The 16357-nt window shown below is 44.3% G+C and carries 17 protein-coding genes; all 17 read right to left on the bottom strand.

Going from position 1 to position 16357, the window contains the following annotated elements:
* Window positions 1-3: 3 nt before the first annotated feature.
* The 17 genes from ACIZ62_RS03950 to ACIZ62_RS03870 all read right to left on the bottom strand — a co-directional run bounded on the left by ACIZ62_RS03950 (window position 4) and on the right by ACIZ62_RS03870 (window position 16355).
* A complete protein-coding gene (locus ACIZ62_RS03950; RefSeq protein ID WP_414151253.1) occupies window positions 4-1323 on the bottom strand; it encodes a dihydrolipoamide acetyltransferase family protein in 1320 nt (439 codons plus the stop codon).
* Between the two features lie 16 nt (window positions 1324-1339).
* Complete coding sequence (locus ACIZ62_RS03945; protein ID WP_414151252.1) at window positions 1340-2341, bottom strand: ATP-NAD kinase family protein; 1002 nt, start codon at window positions 2339-2341, stop codon at window positions 1340-1342.
* Window positions 2342-2450: 109 nt separating this feature from the next.
* Window positions 2451-3422 carry an alpha-ketoacid dehydrogenase subunit beta gene (locus ACIZ62_RS03940; protein WP_111887854.1) on the bottom strand — a complete coding sequence of 324 codons (972 nt, stop codon included), beginning with the start codon at window positions 3420-3422 and terminating at the stop codon, window positions 2451-2453.
* Entirely contained in the window at window positions 3419-4375 is a 957-nt protein-coding gene (locus ACIZ62_RS03935; RefSeq protein ID WP_162624588.1) for a thiamine pyrophosphate-dependent dehydrogenase E1 component subunit alpha, read from the bottom strand. Before ACIZ62_RS03935 ends, ACIZ62_RS03940 begins: the two co-directional genes overlap by 4 nt.
* A gap of 87 nt (window positions 4376-4462) precedes the next feature.
* Window positions 4463-4831 (bottom strand): Lin0512 family protein, encoded by a 369-nt coding sequence (locus ACIZ62_RS03930; protein WP_322519532.1) that lies wholly within the window; start codon window positions 4829-4831, stop codon window positions 4463-4465.
* A gap of 48 nt (window positions 4832-4879) precedes the next feature.
* Window positions 4880-5182 (bottom strand): DUF6506 family protein, encoded by a 303-nt coding sequence (locus ACIZ62_RS03925; protein ID WP_111887856.1) that lies wholly within the window; start codon window positions 5180-5182, stop codon window positions 4880-4882.
* Window positions 5183-5506: 324 nt separating this feature from the next.
* Entirely contained in the window at window positions 5507-6259 is a 753-nt protein-coding gene (locus ACIZ62_RS03920; RefSeq protein ID WP_111887857.1) for an ABC transporter ATP-binding protein, read from the bottom strand.
* On the bottom strand, window positions 6240-7223 hold the full coding sequence (locus ACIZ62_RS03915) for an ABC transporter substrate-binding protein (RefSeq protein ID WP_414151251.1): 984 nt from the start codon (window positions 7221-7223) through the stop codon (window positions 6240-6242). Before ACIZ62_RS03915 ends, ACIZ62_RS03920 begins: the two co-directional genes overlap by 20 nt.
* Entirely contained in the window at window positions 7220-7993 is a 774-nt protein-coding gene (locus tag ACIZ62_RS03910) for an ABC transporter permease (protein ID WP_414151250.1), read from the bottom strand. Before ACIZ62_RS03910 ends, ACIZ62_RS03915 begins: the two co-directional genes overlap by 4 nt.
* A complete protein-coding gene (locus ACIZ62_RS03905; protein WP_111887860.1) occupies window positions 7968-8255 on the bottom strand; it encodes an MTH1187 family thiamine-binding protein in 288 nt (95 codons plus the stop codon). The genes ACIZ62_RS03910 and ACIZ62_RS03905 overlap by 26 nt, the downstream gene beginning before the upstream one ends.
* Before the next feature lie 222 nt (window positions 8256-8477).
* On the bottom strand, window positions 8478-9536 hold the full coding sequence (locus ACIZ62_RS03900; RefSeq protein ID WP_111887861.1) for a 2,3-butanediol dehydrogenase: 1059 nt from the start codon (window positions 9534-9536) through the stop codon (window positions 8478-8480).
* Window positions 9537-9674: 138 nt separating this feature from the next.
* Window positions 9675-11060 (bottom strand): sigma-54 interaction domain-containing protein, encoded by a 1386-nt coding sequence (locus ACIZ62_RS03895; RefSeq protein ID WP_322519534.1) that lies wholly within the window; start codon window positions 11058-11060, stop codon window positions 9675-9677.
* Window positions 11061-11194: 134 nt separating this feature from the next.
* A complete protein-coding gene (locus tag ACIZ62_RS03890; RefSeq protein ID WP_414151249.1) occupies window positions 11195-12709 on the bottom strand; it encodes a hypothetical protein in 1515 nt (504 codons plus the stop codon).
* Between the two features lie 9 nt (window positions 12710-12718).
* Window positions 12719-13549: an AmmeMemoRadiSam system radical SAM enzyme gene (gene amrS, locus ACIZ62_RS03885; protein ID WP_414151248.1), complete on the bottom strand. Its 831-nt coding sequence runs from the start codon at window positions 13547-13549 to the stop codon at window positions 12719-12721.
* Window positions 13550-13691: 142 nt separating this feature from the next.
* Window positions 13692-14204 carry a transcription repressor NadR gene (locus ACIZ62_RS03880; RefSeq protein WP_322519536.1) on the bottom strand — a complete coding sequence of 171 codons (513 nt, stop codon included), beginning with the start codon at window positions 14202-14204 and terminating at the stop codon, window positions 13692-13694.
* Window positions 14205-14230: 26 nt separating this feature from the next.
* The gene (nadC, locus tag ACIZ62_RS03875; protein ID WP_322519537.1) at window positions 14231-15079 is read right to left on the bottom strand and encodes a carboxylating nicotinate-nucleotide diphosphorylase; all 849 of its coding nucleotides are present in this window, start codon (window positions 15077-15079) and stop codon (window positions 14231-14233) included.
* Window positions 15057-16355 carry an L-aspartate oxidase gene (locus tag ACIZ62_RS03870; RefSeq protein ID WP_322519538.1) on the bottom strand — a complete coding sequence of 433 codons (1299 nt, stop codon included), beginning with the start codon at window positions 16353-16355 and terminating at the stop codon, window positions 15057-15059. Before ACIZ62_RS03870 ends, nadC begins: the two co-directional genes overlap by 23 nt.
* Window positions 16356-16357 lie beyond the last annotated feature (2 nt).

The raw sequence follows: 16357 nt of genomic DNA, 5'->3' as shown, positions 1-16357 counted from the left end.
CCATCATAACAGCAGCAATCCGGGTTTTTCAATCAGCTCTTTAAGTCGGGCAACAAATTGGGCTGCCACTGAACCATCCACCACCCGGTGATCAGCCGTCAAACTCAGATTCATCATCGGTTTAATGACCACCTGACCCTCAACGACCATCGGCGTATCAATAATGGTATTGATTCCCAGTATCGCCACCTCGGGCTGATTGATAATCGGTGTGAAGGATTCCATGCCAAACATACCGATATTGGTAAGGGTAAAGGTTCCTCCGGTTATTTCATCGGTTTCCAGTTCATTGTTTCGGGCTTTTTCAGCCAACGCCTTGATTTCGGTCGAAATGGCACCCAGATCTAATTTATTGGCAAACTTTACTACTGGAACAATCAAGCCATCCGGTAGCGCCACGGCCACGCCAATGTTTACATAATTTCGAGTGACAATATCAGTACCAACAATGGCACTGTTGAGAAGTGGGAACTCCAACAGCACTCGGGATAATATCTTCACCAAAATATCGGTATAGGTTATTTTTGCGGTACTTTTTAATTCTTCTCGAAGCTGTTTCATCGCAGTGGTATCCACCCGCTGGTTATAGTTAACCGTCGCCGCTGTTTCCTGACTGGACGACATCCGACTGGCAATAATTTTTCGCATCGCTGACATCGGCTTGGTAAATTCCTGAGGATCTGCATATTTAAGGAAATCGGCGTTTTGTTTAAAGGCCAGCACATCGGCCTTCATAATCCGACCATCTTTATTAATCTGTCCCGGATCGACGCCTAAACCGGCTGCAATCACGCCGGCCGTCGGGGAAATTTTTGGTTGAGTTGTTTTAGCTTTTTCGGCAAATTCATTGACATCTTTTTCAGTAATGGCGCCTTGGGGGCCGGTACCGGTTACCTGGGTGATATCAATCTTTAATTCAGCCGCTATTTTCTTGGTTCGGGCAGACGCTTTAACCCGGCCACCGGTAGCCGGTTTAACTGGGGCTTGCTCAGCCTTTGGTGGTTCGGGAACATCTGGTTTTGTCGCGCTGGCTACCGGACTGGCTACCGCCTTTTCTGCTTCAGCCAACAAGGCCGATATATCTTCGTCGGCTTTTCCGATGATGGCAATGGGTTTTAACACTTCCACGGTTCCCTCGGACACCAGTATCTTTCTGATTATCCCTTCTCCCGGGGATTCAAACTCCTTGGTTATTTTATCTGTTTCCACATCAAAGATAATTTCGCCCATCGTCACGCTGTCACCTTCAACTTTACGCCAGTTGGCAATGTTCCCTTCGGTCATCGTCAATCCGAGCTTGGGCATCACTAAAAACTTAGCCATAATCCAATCCTCCTTTTTATTCCAAAACCATAAAAAAACCGTTTTTTTGGCCCACTTCAATGGCTTTTTTAACATCCACATGCCATGGCCCGTTCCGACTGATTTTAAAGGTAAAGGCCTGATCCTTATGAAATTCGATTTCCCGTTCCCCATCCAGGGCAATGGTTCCCCGGCAATAGGTGGTAAAAGTATAGTCTTCGTTAAACTTTAAAATCACGGGTGTACTGGTGCCAATCGCTAAAACAATCCCTGCTGACATGGGAATCTTAATTTTAGGGGCATCTTTATCAATGCTGATATAGGCACCAAAATCGTCTTCTTCGGTGATAATGATTTTCCCCCCGACCACCGACGAAAAACCGATCGATGCCGGATGACTTCGGGCGACAAATATTTTCTCAATATCTTCAACCTTCCAAATGGCCCGGGAACCGACAAAGACATCCCGGGAAATAACCGCATCGATGAGCGCAATGTCCTTAAGTTGCCCCGCTGCGTAAATTTCTATAATCTTGTCTCTATTTGAATAGACTTCTTTTTCAAATTTATGGGAAGCCACCACTGCTGCGGCAATACCGGCAATGGTTCCTTCAATCATATCCGGATAGACATTGTTCGTACCAGTGGAGATCGAAATCATCGGAATATCCCCAATGTCTTTGGCCACCGCCCGATTGGTGCCATCGCCCCCCAGGGTAACAATGCATCCCGCGTTTTTTTCGTTCATCAACCTGACCGCTTTGTACGTGTCTTCGACGGTATCCTCTTTAAAGAAATCGAACACTTCAATTTCACATTTCAGCTCGCCGGAGGTTTTAAGCTTATCCTCCACCCGATAACCCATATTGTAAGGATCTGGCATCATATATACCTTTTCCACCCCATTTTGCTGGGCCCCGAGAATGATGCGCTCGACAATATTTATTTTTTCATTGTTATCAATAACCGTTGCATGAGCAACCAGTCGTCTGATGTCCTTCCCTGAGGCAGGATTAGCAATTATACCGATTGAATTCATAAGTCCACCACCTTTTTCTGTCTTTAAAAAATTCTGGAAATAATATCATCGCTGTTCACTCCATTATTCCCAGAACCATGGCGCTTATGCCATGTTAATATGTTACTGGTTAAAACAACGATTTAACTGCCTGAACGACATCGTCGGCATTTGGCAACATGTAGGCTTCCAGAATTCCACTAAAGGGTACTGGGGTATTGAGGGCGCAGACCCGCTTAATCGGTGCATCACATTCATAGAAGCATTCGTCAGCGATAATGGCTGCCAATTCTCCCGCATAACTGCCGCGTTTTGCCTCTTCGGAAACAATCACAACCTTATGGGTTTTCTTGACCGATTCAAAGATTGCTTCCGTATCCAGCGGATAAAGGGAGCGTAAATCGATGACTTCCACATCAATGCCATCTTTTTCCAGCATTTCGGCGGCTTTTAAGGCATCGTACACCTGTTTACCATAGGTAATAATGGTGACGTCATTTCCTTCCCGTTTGATATTCGCTTTTCCCAAAGGAATCGGTTTAACTTCATCTTCTACCTGGCCGGTAACGGCATACAAGGTTTTATTTTCCAAATAGATTACCGGGTTATCATCATCAATGGCAGTGAGCATTAAGCCAATCGCGTCCTGGGCATTAGAGGGATAGACCACCTTAAGACCAGGCACATGAGTAAACCAGGCTTCCAGAGATTGGGAATGCTGGGCTGCGGCTGCCACGCCGGCGCCGGAAGGCAAACGCACGACCATCGGAAGTTTTAATTTTCCACCAAACATATAACGCATTTTAGCGGCCTGGTTTACTAACTGATCCATCCCAACGGTGGCAAAGTCAACAAACATTAACTCTGGAATTGGTCGCAACCCCACTGCGGCAGCACCGACAGCAGCACCAATAATAGCGCCTTCAGAGATGGGTGTGTCCCGGACTCTTTTTTCACCAAACTCTTCAAACAAACCTGCTGTTACCCCAAAACATCCCCCAAAAAGACCAACATCTTCTCCGAAAATAAATACATCCGGATTCTCCAGCATTTTTATCCGCATACCTTCTTTGATTCCTTGACCGTAAGTAAGTTCTCTCATCTTGATCGTCCCTCCTCTACTATATCGGTGTAAACATCTTCGACAGCAGATGATACATCTGGGAATTTACTGGCCAGAGCAAAATCAACAGCTTCTTCAACTAAAGCGTCAATTTTTTCATTGAGTTTATCCATTTCTTCCTGCGTCATGACCTTATTTTCAAGGATATATTTTTCCACTCTGGGAATTGGGTCTTTCTTCTTCCATTGTTCCAGTTCTCCTTCTGGTCGATAAACCGTCGGATCACCTTCGAAATGACCACGCCAGCGGTAAGTTTTACATTCAATTAGGGTTGGCCCCTGCCCTTTGCGGGCTCTGGCGACCGCTTCAGCAACTGCTTCAAACACCGCAAAGACATCATTCCCATCTACCGTAATTCCGGGAATATTATAAGAAACAGCCCGCTGGGAGATATCGGTGATATTCTGATGTCTGGCCTGGCTTACAGAAATCCCATAGCCATTGTTTTCGCAAATAAAGATAACCGGTAGTTTCCAGGTACTGGCTAAATTTAAGCCTTCATGGAAGGTACTTTGGTTCGTCGAGGCATCACCAAAGAAACAAGCACAAACCTGATCGGTTCCCCGGTACTGAATACCGAGTCCAGCACCCGTTGCAATGTTATGACCAGCACCAACGATCCCATTTGCTCCAAGAATGCCCTTAGTTGCATCAGCAATATGCATGGAACCACCTTTGCCTTTGCAATAACCGGACTCTTTGCCAAAGAGTTCCGCCATCATATATTTCATGTCACCGCCCTTGGCTAAAATATGTCCGTGACCACGATGGGTGCTGGTAATATAATCATCATCCCGCAAGCTTTCACATACACCTGTTGCGACTGCTTCTTCACCAATATAAAGGTGAACGAATCCACCAACCTGACCTTCAGCAAAAAGATTCATGGCTCTATTTTCGAACTTCCTGATTTTCACCATTTTTTCATACATTTCAATGATCGTTTCGTTTGAAATTTTCAAAATAATTCCTCCTTTTTATCTGCTTTACTTGGGAATCTTTACAATCACAAGGGTAATCTACACGCTCACTGTCACACACACAATGGCTGCTTCGATCGTGTTATTGGCATCACCAAAGCCGGGGAAAAAAAGTCCGGCAGTTGTTAGTCCTCCTTTCTCTGCTATAATGGTTACCGTTCCCACCGGGAAGAGTTTTTTGAGCGCTTCCTGATCCAAATCCTGGGGCCGCGATACGCCAATAATTGCCTCAATCATCATCTTTTCATTGAGATTCTCTTCCGTTAATCCATGGATCTCATGGAGCCCGATCAGGCAGCTTCGGGAAATGGCGTCTTTAATGGCTTTTGCTGCCGCCTTGTTGACATCCTGTCCATGAAAATCCATCCCCATTCCAAATTCAATGATGAACTTTTTAATCCGAATCACCTCCCACCTTTTCTCACCTTCGCATCTTAACAGATGCTTAATCTTTAGCTAAAAAATATCATCCCCGCTTTTATTCTCCAAACCAGGATGGCTATCAAATCGAACCACACCAACCGCAGCTTTTCCTTTGACGGCTTCGCTAATCATTGCCGTTCCCCGATGTCCAAACCCGCCACATAGTTCAAAGGCGCCAACCCCTTCATCCACCAGCTTTTTTGCTGTCTCAACTGCACCTTCGTAAGATGAGACACCCACCGAAATCAGTGTTACTGCTTCTGTTTCAACCGTCGACCGATGAATGGCCGGATCGGCATTGGGAGCAATAAAAATAAATGCTGCCTTTAACGCCATATGCAAACCTCCTTGTTTTCAAGTTGCTTAGATATAGAGCAATTTTCGTGCCAAAAATACTGACCCGCTCCTTTATTTAAACGTTTACTTAAGATGGTGTTAATTTCGGTTTTTTGAAAGAACAGGTGATTTTTTTTCGCAAATTGTTCGGTGTTTCTTTTCTCATTATGAGAATTTGAATCTCATAATGAGAAAAGCAGTCTCAAAATTGAGACTGCTTTTCTTACGGGCGGTTAATAACCGCCCCTACAAAAGGATGCTGTTTGGATTGTTTAATCTGACATCCCCGGTTCGTTGGGGCGAGCATTGCTCGCCCGCAGATTTTTATAATCGTTTTAAAATGTCGCTGCGCAGTTTGCGCAATTCTGGGGAGGTCATCATCACCTCGGGACTGGCATGTTTAACCGGCACCGCTATTTCTTCAACGATATGGGCGGGTGATCCGTTAATGATATAGATCCGATCGGACAGGAAGATGGCTTCGTCGATATCATGGGTAATAAATAAAACAGAACCCTTGATTTTTGCTAGTATTTCCAGCAGATACTCCTGCATTTTCAGCCGGGTAATGGCATCCAGCCCCCCGAAGGGTTCATCCAATAGCATGATTTCCTTTGAAAACATCGTGGTCCGCAGCAGTGACACCCGTTGTTTCATCCCGCCGGACAATTGGATCGGATATTTTTTTCCATCTTCCTCCAGTTGAAAAACCGCCAGCATCTCTTTCACCTTTTCGCGGGCTTCTTTTTTGGGTATTCCACGAATTTCCAGGGGTAAGATGCCATTGTCAATGACGTTACGCCAGGGCAGCAGCAGATCCTTCTGGTACATATAGCTGACCACACCGGTTTCCCCCGTAACCTCTTTGCCGTTTATAATAATCCTCCCTGCTTCTGGTTTTAGTAGCCCGGCAATAACGTTAAAGAGCGTGCTTTTGCCACAGCCACTGGGACCCAACACCGAGACAAATTCACCCTGATTGAGATCGATATGAATATCTTCGATGATATTTTTATGGTTATACTCCTTGGTTACTCCCGCAACTTTAAGAACACAATTATTCTGGTAGGTATTCATTCGTAAAGGCCTCATCGGCTTTTAATTGGTTCTCCAGCAAGCCTTGATCATTCATCCATTTCCCATAGTTTTCCCAAATGTCAAGACTCATGACACCCCATTTTTCGGCATCACTCTGATACTCACCAGCCAGATATTGCTGCGACGACACCGCCAACGCCCGATCAATTTCAGGGTTGTCGATCAGTAATAGATCTGCTGCCGCTTCAGGATTTTCAATCGCATACTGGTAGCCTTTCGTCACTGCCCGCAAGAATTTTTTAGCTGTTTCCGGATTACTTTTTAGATAGTCTTCACTGGCAATAATCACCGGGGTATAATAATCCAGGTTTTTATCGACATCCTGAAGTTTAATAAAATTAATCGGCTCATTCTTAAGCTCGGCAGAAACCCCGGCCCAGCCATAAAAAATCCAGGTAAAATCGACATGATCTTTAACAGCAGCGAAATAATCCATCGCGCCGATATCAACGATTTCAAGCTTGCTAAAATCGGCGTTATCCCCTTCCATCAACCCCTTTAAGGTGGCGACTTCCATGGGGGAACCCCAGCCGCCGTATTTTTTTCCTTCGAAATCTTTAGGACTAAGAATGTTGCGATCCACCGGCGAAGCAAAACCGGAAGTGTTATGCTGGATAATAGCCGCAATGGCTTTAATCGGCAGCGGATTAGCAGCGGTTCTGGCATAGGTCACCTGTTCCTGATAGCTGACCCCAAACTCTCCTTGTCCGGCGGCAATCAAATCGGCGCTGCCACCTTCGCTTGGTTGAATAATCTCAACTTCCAGACCTTCTTCTTCAAAATAGCCCAACTCCTTTGCCGCATATAAACCGGTATGATTGGTATTGGGGACCCAATCCAGAACCACGGTAATCTTTTCTTCACTTTTGGGTGTACACCCTGTTAAAGCAATCAGAATAATTCCTATTGGCAGTAATAACAGCAGTAATAATTTTCTTTTCATTCCTCTTCCTCCTTTAATTTTTCCCAGGGCATCAGGGCCCTTTGAATCCCCGCAATGCCGTAAAATAATATGATCGACAAGATTACAATTACCACGATTGACGCAAAAACCAGGTCCAGTGCAAAGGCATGCCTTGCTCTTAACATATAAACCCCCAGCCCGGCTTTCCCGCCCAGCCATTCCCCGATGACCGCTCCCATAATACTGTAGGTAGCCGCAATTTTAAGACCTGAGAAAAAATAGGGCAGAGCACTGGGAAATTTTATTTTTGCAAAGATCTGCCCTTTTGTGGCACCCATGGATCGAACCAGATTAATGAGTTCTCCATCGACACTTTGAAGACCTTCAATCAGGTTGACGGTAATAGGAAAAAAGCAAACCAGCACCACCACAAATATTTTGGGGGCAATTCCAAAGCCAAACCACATCCCCAGCAGCGGTGCAATAACGATTATTGGCACCGTTTGCGAGATCACCAGAACCGGGTAGATTGCTTTTTTAACCATCGGAAACTGATCCATCGCAACAGCCATAATCAGTGCTAAAAAAACAGCCGCCAGAAGACCGGTCATCCCTTCAAAAAAGGTTACCCCGGTGTGCATCATAATATCTGACCCATTGACGATCAGGGCATTGACGATATCCGAGGGTGATGGCAGGGTGTAACGTTCCACGACACCCAGGTTAACTACCAACTCCCACAAGATCAGAATGGCCAGAATAAAAATAATGGGGATAAGCTTGTCACTGATATTTTGATACTTTCTCATCAATTGTGACGCCTTCTTCCTTGTAATCAATTTTCACGATTGAAACCACCCGCTCGGCACCGTGCTTGATGCAGATCGACTGGGCCCGCTTAACAATATCCAGAAGATCATCGAGCTCACCTTCAATGGATGTCTCAAAGGGACCAACGACATAGTTAAGCCCGGTCTGACTGATCATTTCAATCACCTGGTCCACGACATAATAAATTTCACAATCCGGTACCACCGGTAAAACCTGTAAGCTTAGATTCACTTTTGCCAAAATTCTCACCTCCATGACATATTTAAAATACAACGAATCAAAGATCTGATTCGTTGTATTTTAAATAAGCACTTTTCGTGCCAACAATTATTATTTTACCACATTTTTTTCTTTACTGGTTTTATTCTTGCTGTCACTTCTTATTTGTCTCACAAAATTTCTCGAAATGAGACATAAATCTCATTTCGAGAAAAAAATTGTGTTAAAACATGTAAACAGTCATCAATATGGTTTTACAATGATTTTGACATTCTCATCTTTTCTGTTAACGAGCTCTTCAAATCCTTTTTCAATAATATCATCAATACCGATTCTTCCTGTCACCAGCGGCGAAATATCAATCCGCCCGTCAGATACTAAATCAATGGCTGTTTTGAAATCTCCGGCATAAGCTAATGAACCAATTACGGTCTTATCCGTGAATACAATCGTATTAATCTGAAGGCTGGTTTCTCTTTCATAGATCCCACTAAGAATAATTTTCCCACCCGTTCTTGCCACTTCAATGGCTGTCGGAGTTACCTTATCGCTTCCGATACATTCAAAAACAACATCTGGGCCGATTCCGTCTGTCAATTCCAAAATCCGGGCCTTGATATCAATTTCGGTCGGATCCAGAACTTCGTGAGCGCCCATTTTTGCAGCAAATTCTTTTCTCGCTTTGGCCACTTCCACGACATAGATTTTTCCAGCACCGGCGGCTCTAGCAGCAAGAAGTGTACAGAGTCCGATTGTTCCGGCGCCAAAAATTACGACACTTTCCCCTTCAATTAGTGGACCGGAACGTACGGCATGAATGCCAACAGAAAGTGGTTCGATTAATGCACCTGCTTCAAAAGACATTTCATCCGGCATCTTATATAAGGTATAGTCCGGAACAACAACATACTCTGCAAAAGCGCCATCCGTCATCAAACCAGTAAACGCCAGTTTTTCACAGACATTATACTTCCCTAATTTACAGGGGTTGCATTCATGACAAACCTGACAGGCATCTGGAGCAACCTTGTCACCAACTTTGAATTTTTTCACATCAGAACCAACCTCAACAATCGTGCCTGAAAATTCATGGCCTAACGTAATTGGGGCCGTTCCACCAGTTAGTGGATGAGGTGTCGTCGTTGGTATAAAGATTGGCCCTGCAAGATACTCATGTAAATCAGAACCACATATTCCACACCATTCGACTTTAATTTTTACAAAATTTTCTCCCGGTAACTTGGGCTCAGGAACATCCATCACTCTGACATCTTTTTTCCCATACCATACTGCGGCTTTCATTATTTTCTCCTTTCAATCTGATCTTTCACATAAATCCAATATCAAAACCTGAATAACCTTAACCTCCAATCGAATTCATTTGATATTGAATCTATGTTTATAGCAATTATCATGCCAGATCTTAGGATTTAAAAAAGCTTAGACACTATGGACATGAATATCATAGGCTTTTATTTTTCGATAGATGGTGGCCTTACTGATGCGGAGCTCTTCGGCCGCCTTTACGGCATTTCCTTTATTAAGAAGCAGCGCGTGTTCAATGCTGTTTCTTTCCAAATCTTTTAGCGTTTCGCCTTCACTCTTATGATAATGATCCTCTTTTTCTTTTGCCAGCGCCTCAATATCGTCAATCTGATCACTCATCGACATATAGTAACCCCGCTGGACAATATTTTTTAGTTCTCTGACATTTCCTTCCCACTTGTACGCCTGAAGTTTTTTTACAAATTTCTCAGTGAAATATTTATTAACCTCACTGTTTTCCTGATTTAACTGTTCCAGAAAATATTGACCAAGCACCAGAATATCTTCGCGCCTTCTTTTTAGTGGCAACAATCTCAGGTTGATAACATTAAGCCTGAAATACAAATCCTGCCTAAAGGCATCCTTGGACATCTCATTGAGTAAATTCCGATTGGTTGCCGCAATAATACGAACATCAAGCTTCCTTTGATAATTTCCGCCAATTCGCATCACTTTCTTTTCATCCAAAACGCGTAATAATTTTGGCTGTATTTCCATCGGTATTTCACCGATTTCATCGAGAAACAGCGTTCCGCCATTGGCCAGCTCAAATTTTCCTGGCATTCCGCCTTTAATGGCACCGGTAAATGAACCCGTTTCATAGCCAAAAAACTCGCTCTCAACCAGCTCCTTCGGAATGGCCGCACAATTAATCGCAATAAAAGGGCCATTTCGTCGTTGGCTTTCGTTATGGATGGATTGAGCAAACAATTCTTTTCCAGTGCCGCTTTCCCCTTCGATGAGCACCGAACAGTCTGTTTTCGAAATTCTTTTGGCGGTGTTGATCAGCTCCAGCATCGTTTTATTTTTGGTAATTATCTTATCAAAGGTATAATTGGCTCGAAAACCGACCAATTTATTAATTTCTTTGCGCACCTGTTTTGACTCCCTGATCACAAGCACAGCACCGATTACTTTTTCGTTAAAAGCGACCGGGGTAATATCCATAAAACAATCGATCTTTCTTAATCCGATAATAAGCGTTATATCGGAATACGCGAATTTTCGTTTATTGATAAAAATATTGTCTACCACATCTATATCTTTTAATACATGGCTCATGTCCAGCTTAAAGATTTCATCTTCACGCATTTGAAACAGTTCTAAAATTTTGTGATTGAACTTTTTTACTCTCAAATCAGTATCAATGATTATCAAACCGTTAAGGATCGAATCCCATGCCACATCAATTAATTTATAAGACTCCAAAATCTCATATCGCATTTCTCGCGTGAGTGTATCGCCGTTTTTTAATTTTTCCATCAACATCTTTATATCCATGAATTTACCTCCACATGAATCACCAGTTCAACTAAAAACGCCACATTATAACTGAAACAAACGTTTTTCGGACTGACACCTGTTGTTTTTTACATGGCCCAAACACTTTTTTGATGGAATGTGGCACTCTGATGCTACCCGATCGCTTCGGCCATGGTTTTTGTTAGCTTAACCCGTAATTCGCCATTATAGGAACCGCTGGGTAAGAGTTCGGTGCGGCCCTTAAATATTTGCTGAGCAGCCACCGCATAAGAGCGGGAAATACTGGCAAAGGATCCTTCTTTGATGGTTGGATTGATGTTTTTGGTGACAATCGAAATCGTTTCATCTCTGTTTTTGAGGATTTCGAAGGTTCGAAAATTCTGTGGAAAATCCCGCAGGGAAGCCGTTTCGACCACCCAAAAACCGTATTCCGGCTGATTAGGATCTGGGGATATTACCGGAGTAATGGTATTGCGATGACGATGCCCAGAGACCCAGAGAATCAGATTGGGATAGGCGTGGAGCATTTTTATCAGTTCCTGTTCTGACACCGGCGAAATCGTGCTCCAGGACATAAACGGCTTCGTTAAGGGTTCCTGGTATTCCACCGCAATAGGGATATGGGCGGCGATTATCATCAGCTTTCCCTCACGCTGACCCGTCTCAAGTTCGCCCATCAACCAATCAAAACGCTCCTGATCCAGGGAGCCATGGGCATAGCCTTTAACATTGGGATCGTCATCCCGTTGGGTGTTATCCAGCACAATAACCTTGATGGGAACCCCTTCTTGGGGCTCAAAACTATAGCAGGCAAAACCGGTTTTTAGATTCTCGGCTTTAAACCCATGACCAATCGGTGTCGTTTCAGTGTTAAAAAATTCCTGCATCCATTCGGTTCGGGATAGAAACCGTCGACTGGGATCATCAGTCAGGGCTTCTTTTGGCTTATCCGGCCAGATATGATCATGATTACCAATAATCTGATACCAGGGAATCTGCCGATTCAGACCGACAGCCATAAAATCGTCGTAGAAATCCCTCCGCGGACCAATCCGGGGATTGGGATTAATCCCAAAGTCCAGATTTATTTCTTTACCGTCAAAAATGTCTATCGACCACCGCAGTTCGTTAAAAATGGCATTGTTGGTATTATCACCCATCGATAAACCAAAATTAAAGGGATTTTGATGGTGGATGGCATTAACTGAATGAATGGCCCCATCCAGGACGTGGGTGGTATAGTGCAGCATTTCTGAATATACCGACACGATTCCGCCGCCATGTTTTGAATAGATGCCGTGGGCCGGAAGCTCAGCATCGGTGATGTGAATATCGGTTATGGCAAAAAAATGGAGCAATTGTTTCGCTTGGTTTTGAGCCGGGTACTGATTGTCAGCCGACATCAGATCCAGCCGCATCTCCGGTTCCTGATTAGACTCTGCAATCCATCCCCCATAGCCATCTTTTGCGTGCCTGAGGATTTTAGCGTCTTCCACCTGGGGCTTGGTGGCAAGCACCGGGTCCAGGAAAAAGGTGTAGGTTTCCTTTTCGGAGAAGAAATTCATTTGACACTCAGATACTGGTACCGCAACCGGACTGATTAGCTGTTGTATTTCTTTTAATTGCTTTTCTAAGCGATTTGATTTTTTTGATCGTTTATTTCCCATTGGCTTGCCTCAACAATTTCCAGTGTAAACAAATTCCAACGATTCTCTGGCAATATCAGCCAGATGATAAATCCTGGAAATATCGGTGGCATTCCGATCCAACATTTCATATTGTGGAAAAAAACGGGACAAATGCAAGGGAATACCTCGCCCCACCGAAGCCAGCCACTGGGATAATGCCCGGATTTCGTCGTCACTGTCGTTTTCTCCGGGGACAATTAGCGTGGTCACCTCGACATGCGTGGTTTGACTGGCTAATTTGATGGTTTTTTTGACCGTTTCCAGATCGCCGCTGATCTTTTTATAAAACGTTTCATTGAATGCTTTTAGATCAATGTTCACAGCATCGATATCCGGAAGGATTTCCCGGAGAATTTCTTCGCAAAAGTAGCCATTTGTTACCACCACATTTTTTAACCCGTTCTTTCTTGTCTCCTGGGTGCAATCTCGTACAAATTCATAACCCACCAGGGGTTCATTATAGGTATAAGCCAGCCCGATATTCCCTTCGCCCACCAATCTGAGAGCATTAGCTACTAGGCCTTGTGGACTCATTTTACGGCCATGGGCTTCTCCCAATCCGGCCATCGAAATTTCGTAGTTTTGACAAAATGAACACCTTAAATTACAGCCAAAACTCCCCACCGACAAAATTTTCGATCCCGGATAAAAATGGCGTAATGGTTTTTTTTCAATGGGATCCAAGGCGATGGCCGTAACCACACCGTAATTCAGATCTTCAATGACCTTAGACCGGTTAATTCGGGCCCGGCAGAACCCAATCTCACCCTCATCCAGTTTGCATTGATGGGGACAAAGCCGACATGCTATTTTACTCACAGTTTTTCCACCCTTCGTTTAATTGCACGATACTAATCCTCGCCTTAAATAATCGTTTCTAACCCAATAAAAAAGGAAAACGCCTGATGTCTTCCTTCTTTTTGACGCTATTTGTTTCATACCCAAATTCCAGCTTTAAGAATCACTGTCCGGCGATTAAATATCCTTTTTCTTGCAAACTTTTCTCAACTGCTAAGAGAATCCCCTCTGAGGCTGCTTCCACGGTATGAAAGTGAACCTTGCCGGTGAGCTTCATCAGCGGGCTGGTCTTTTTTTCTTCGAGACCGGTTACAAATTTGTCCACATCCGCCCGGGTGGCCAGCAGTAAATTAACCTGAATTTTTCCATAGAGATCATGAATAATAAAAACATCCTTCACAAAACCACCGGCATCAATTATTGTGTAAAGCTCATCACCAATTTCTTCGTGGCTGTGATACACTTTAAACACTTTTTCTTTTGGCGGTGGATCGACGATGACGTAACCTTTATTCGTGGAAATAATATTATAGTGAGCAGCTTTCAGGAGCGCAATATCCGAAACTATGCTTTGTCGACTAACCTTGAAAATTTCGGACAAGGCGGTTCCTGAAACGGGTTCCTGGGACGAGCGGAGTGTTTTGATGATATCGTTCTGTCTTTGTTTTTTTTTCATAGCTGACACTCCTTTTTTTTTAAAGCTTATAAAAGCTGCAGATTTTTCATCGATAAATCAAGAATCGGTGAGGAATGGGTCAGGGCACCGCAGGAAATAAAGTCTACCCCAATATCGCTAAGCTCCTTTAACCGCGTTTCGGTGACATTCCCGGAACATTCACTTAGTGCTCTACCAGCCATGATTTTTATGGCTGCTTTCATGGTATCGATCGCCATGTTGTCCAGCATGATGATGTCGGCTCCTGCTTCCAGGGCTTCCTCCAACATCGTTAAATTTTCCACTTCCACCTCAATCTTGCGGACAAAGGGGGCCTGTTTTTTAGTGGCGGCAATGGCTTCTTTTACACCACCAGCGGCATTGATATGATTATCTTTAATGAGAATGCCATCAGACAGGTTATAGCGGTGGTTATATCCGCCCCCAACCGTGACAGCATATTTTTCAAAAATCCGCATATTCGGCGTGGTTTTCCTGGTGTCCAGCAATCGGGTTTTGGACCCACTTAAATAGTCTGCCAGCTTCCGGGTATGGGTGGCGATGCCGCTCATCCGTTGCAGATAATTAAGGGCGGTGCGCTCACCGGAGAGCAAGGTTCGGGCATCAGCTTTCACCACCCCCACAAGATCCCCGGGTCTAACGGTATCGCCGTCACTAAAAAAAGTTTCTATTGTTGCGCTTCCATCCAGAAGCTCAAATACCCGCTGATAAGCAGCCAAACCGGCGATGATACCGGTTTCTTTGGCAATTAACTCCACTTGAGCTCTGACCCCCGCTTTAATAACGGCGTTGGTGGTGATGTCCTCACTGGTAATATCCTCCTTAAGTGCCGCTAAAATAAGCGGATCAATGTTAAGCTTTATCAATTCGTTCAATGACCTTACTCCTTTCGATTTCGTCCAGGATGATTTTTTTATAGTCGCTTTTTAACTGTTCCAGATCTTTGTAGTCATCCAGCTGTAGCGCTTTTTTTAGCACCGCACTGGTGTTGTAATGATTATGGGTGTCAATAGCCGCTCTTTTGGCAAAGACCAGACTCTCCAGAAGCGAATTGCTGGCCAACCGATTGGCACCGTGAACGCGATTGCAACTGACTTCACCGATAGCATAAAGATGAGCCATTGATGTTCTGCTCTCCAGATCCACTTTTATGCCACCCATAAAATAATGCTGCGCCGGGGTCACCGGGATACACTCTCTGGTAATATCGTAACCTTCGTCCAAACAATGTTTAAAGATATTGGGAAAGCGATTTTTAATCACTTCCGGGCCCATATCCTGCATTGACAACCAGACAAAATCACTTTCGTCCTGTTCCATTTGCTCATGAATGGCTTTGGTCAGCAGGTCTCGGGGTAGGAGCTCATCGACAAAACGCTGCATTTTTCGGTTATAGAGTACCGCACCTTCGCCCCGGACCGATTCAGAAATCAGAAAACGTCGCCCCGGCTTCCGGGAATACAAGGTGGTGGGATGGATTTGAATATAGCTGATATTTTCCACTTCAATCTGGTGTTTTAAGGCAATGGCGATGGCATCTCCGGTAAGGTGTGCTAAATTGGTGGAACGATCAAACAGGCCACCCAGTCCCCCGGTGGCCAAAACCACATAGTCGGATTGGTACATGTGAATTGCACCCGTCCCATCACTGGCCACAACCCCGTTACAGCAGTTGTCCTGACACATCAGATCCACCATCGCCATGTTTTCAATAATGGTAATATTAGGTCGTTTTTTGACCTGGGCCAATAACTTACTGGTGATTTCTCTTCCGGTGAGGTCTTCATGGTAGAGAATCCGGGCTCGGGAATGGGCCCCTTCTCTGGTATAGAGCAGTTCCCCGTTTTCCTTTTCAAATGTCACACCCAGATCAATCAGATTTTTAATGATTTCCGGGGAGCTGCGAATCATCACAGCCACCGAAGCGCGATCATTTTCATAGTGTCCGGCTTTTAGCGTATCCTCGAAAAAACTGTCGTAGTCATCCGTATCCCTTAAGACACAGATCCCACCTTGGGCCAGATAAGAATCACTTTCATCCACCGCCCTTTTAGTGATCATCAGGATCCGTTTGTTTGGCGGAGTATTCAGAGCATAAAATAAACCTGAAGCACCGGTTCCAACGACAATGATATCAGTTTTCCCGTTCATAG

This window comes from Acetobacterium carbinolicum (assembly GCF_047456275.1).
Classification (GTDB): domain Bacteria; phylum Bacillota; class Clostridia; order Eubacteriales; family Eubacteriaceae; genus Acetobacterium; species Acetobacterium carbinolicum.
Note: the sequence above shows the minus strand (reverse complement) of the source record. Positions and strands in the feature narration are given on the sequence as shown.

What these genes read in the sequence shown, in the direction of transcription:
- ACIZ62_RS03950 (WP_414151253.1), bottom strand. Translation starts at nt 1,323, where the DNA reads ATGGCTAAGTTTTTAGTGATGCCCAAGCTCGGATTGACGATGACCGAA.
- ACIZ62_RS03945 (WP_414151252.1), bottom strand. Translation starts at nt 2,341, where the DNA reads ATGAATTCAATCGGTATAATTGCTAATCCTGCCTCAGGGAAGGACATC.
- ACIZ62_RS03940 (WP_111887854.1), bottom strand. Translation starts at nt 3,422, where the DNA reads ATGAGAGAACTTACTTACGGTCAAGGAATCAAAGAAGGTATGCGGATA.
- ACIZ62_RS03935 (WP_162624588.1), bottom strand. Translation starts at nt 4,375, where the DNA reads ATGTATGAAAAAATGGTGAAAATCAGGAAGTTCGAAAATAGAGCCATG.
- ACIZ62_RS03925 (WP_111887856.1), bottom strand. Translation starts at nt 5,182, where the DNA reads ATGGCGTTAAAGGCAGCATTTATTTTTATTGCTCCCAATGCCGATCCG.
- ACIZ62_RS03920 (WP_111887857.1), bottom strand. Translation starts at nt 6,259, where the DNA reads ATGAATACCTACCAGAATAATTGTGTTCTTAAAGTTGCGGGAGTAACC.
- ACIZ62_RS03915 (WP_414151251.1), bottom strand. Translation starts at nt 7,223, where the DNA reads ATGAAAAGAAAATTATTACTGCTGTTATTACTGCCAATAGGAATTATT.
- ACIZ62_RS03910 (WP_414151250.1), bottom strand. Translation starts at nt 7,993, where the DNA reads ATGAGAAAGTATCAAAATATCAGTGACAAGCTTATCCCCATTATTTTT.
- ACIZ62_RS03900 (WP_111887861.1), bottom strand. Translation starts at nt 9,536, where the DNA reads ATGAAAGCCGCAGTATGGTATGGGAAAAAAGATGTCAGAGTGATGGAT.
- ACIZ62_RS03895 (WP_322519534.1), bottom strand. Translation starts at nt 11,060, where the DNA reads ATGGATATAAAGATGTTGATGGAAAAATTAAAAAACGGCGATACACTC.
- ACIZ62_RS03890 (WP_414151249.1), bottom strand. Translation starts at nt 12,709, where the DNA reads ATGGGAAATAAACGATCAAAAAAATCAAATCGCTTAGAAAAGCAATTA.
- ACIZ62_RS03880 (WP_322519536.1), bottom strand. Translation starts at nt 14,204, where the DNA reads ATGAAAAAAAAACAAAGACAGAACGATATCATCAAAACACTCCGCTCG.
- ACIZ62_RS03870 (WP_322519538.1), bottom strand. Translation starts at nt 16,355, where the DNA reads ATGAACGGGAAAACTGATATCATTGTCGTTGGAACCGGTGCTTCAGGT.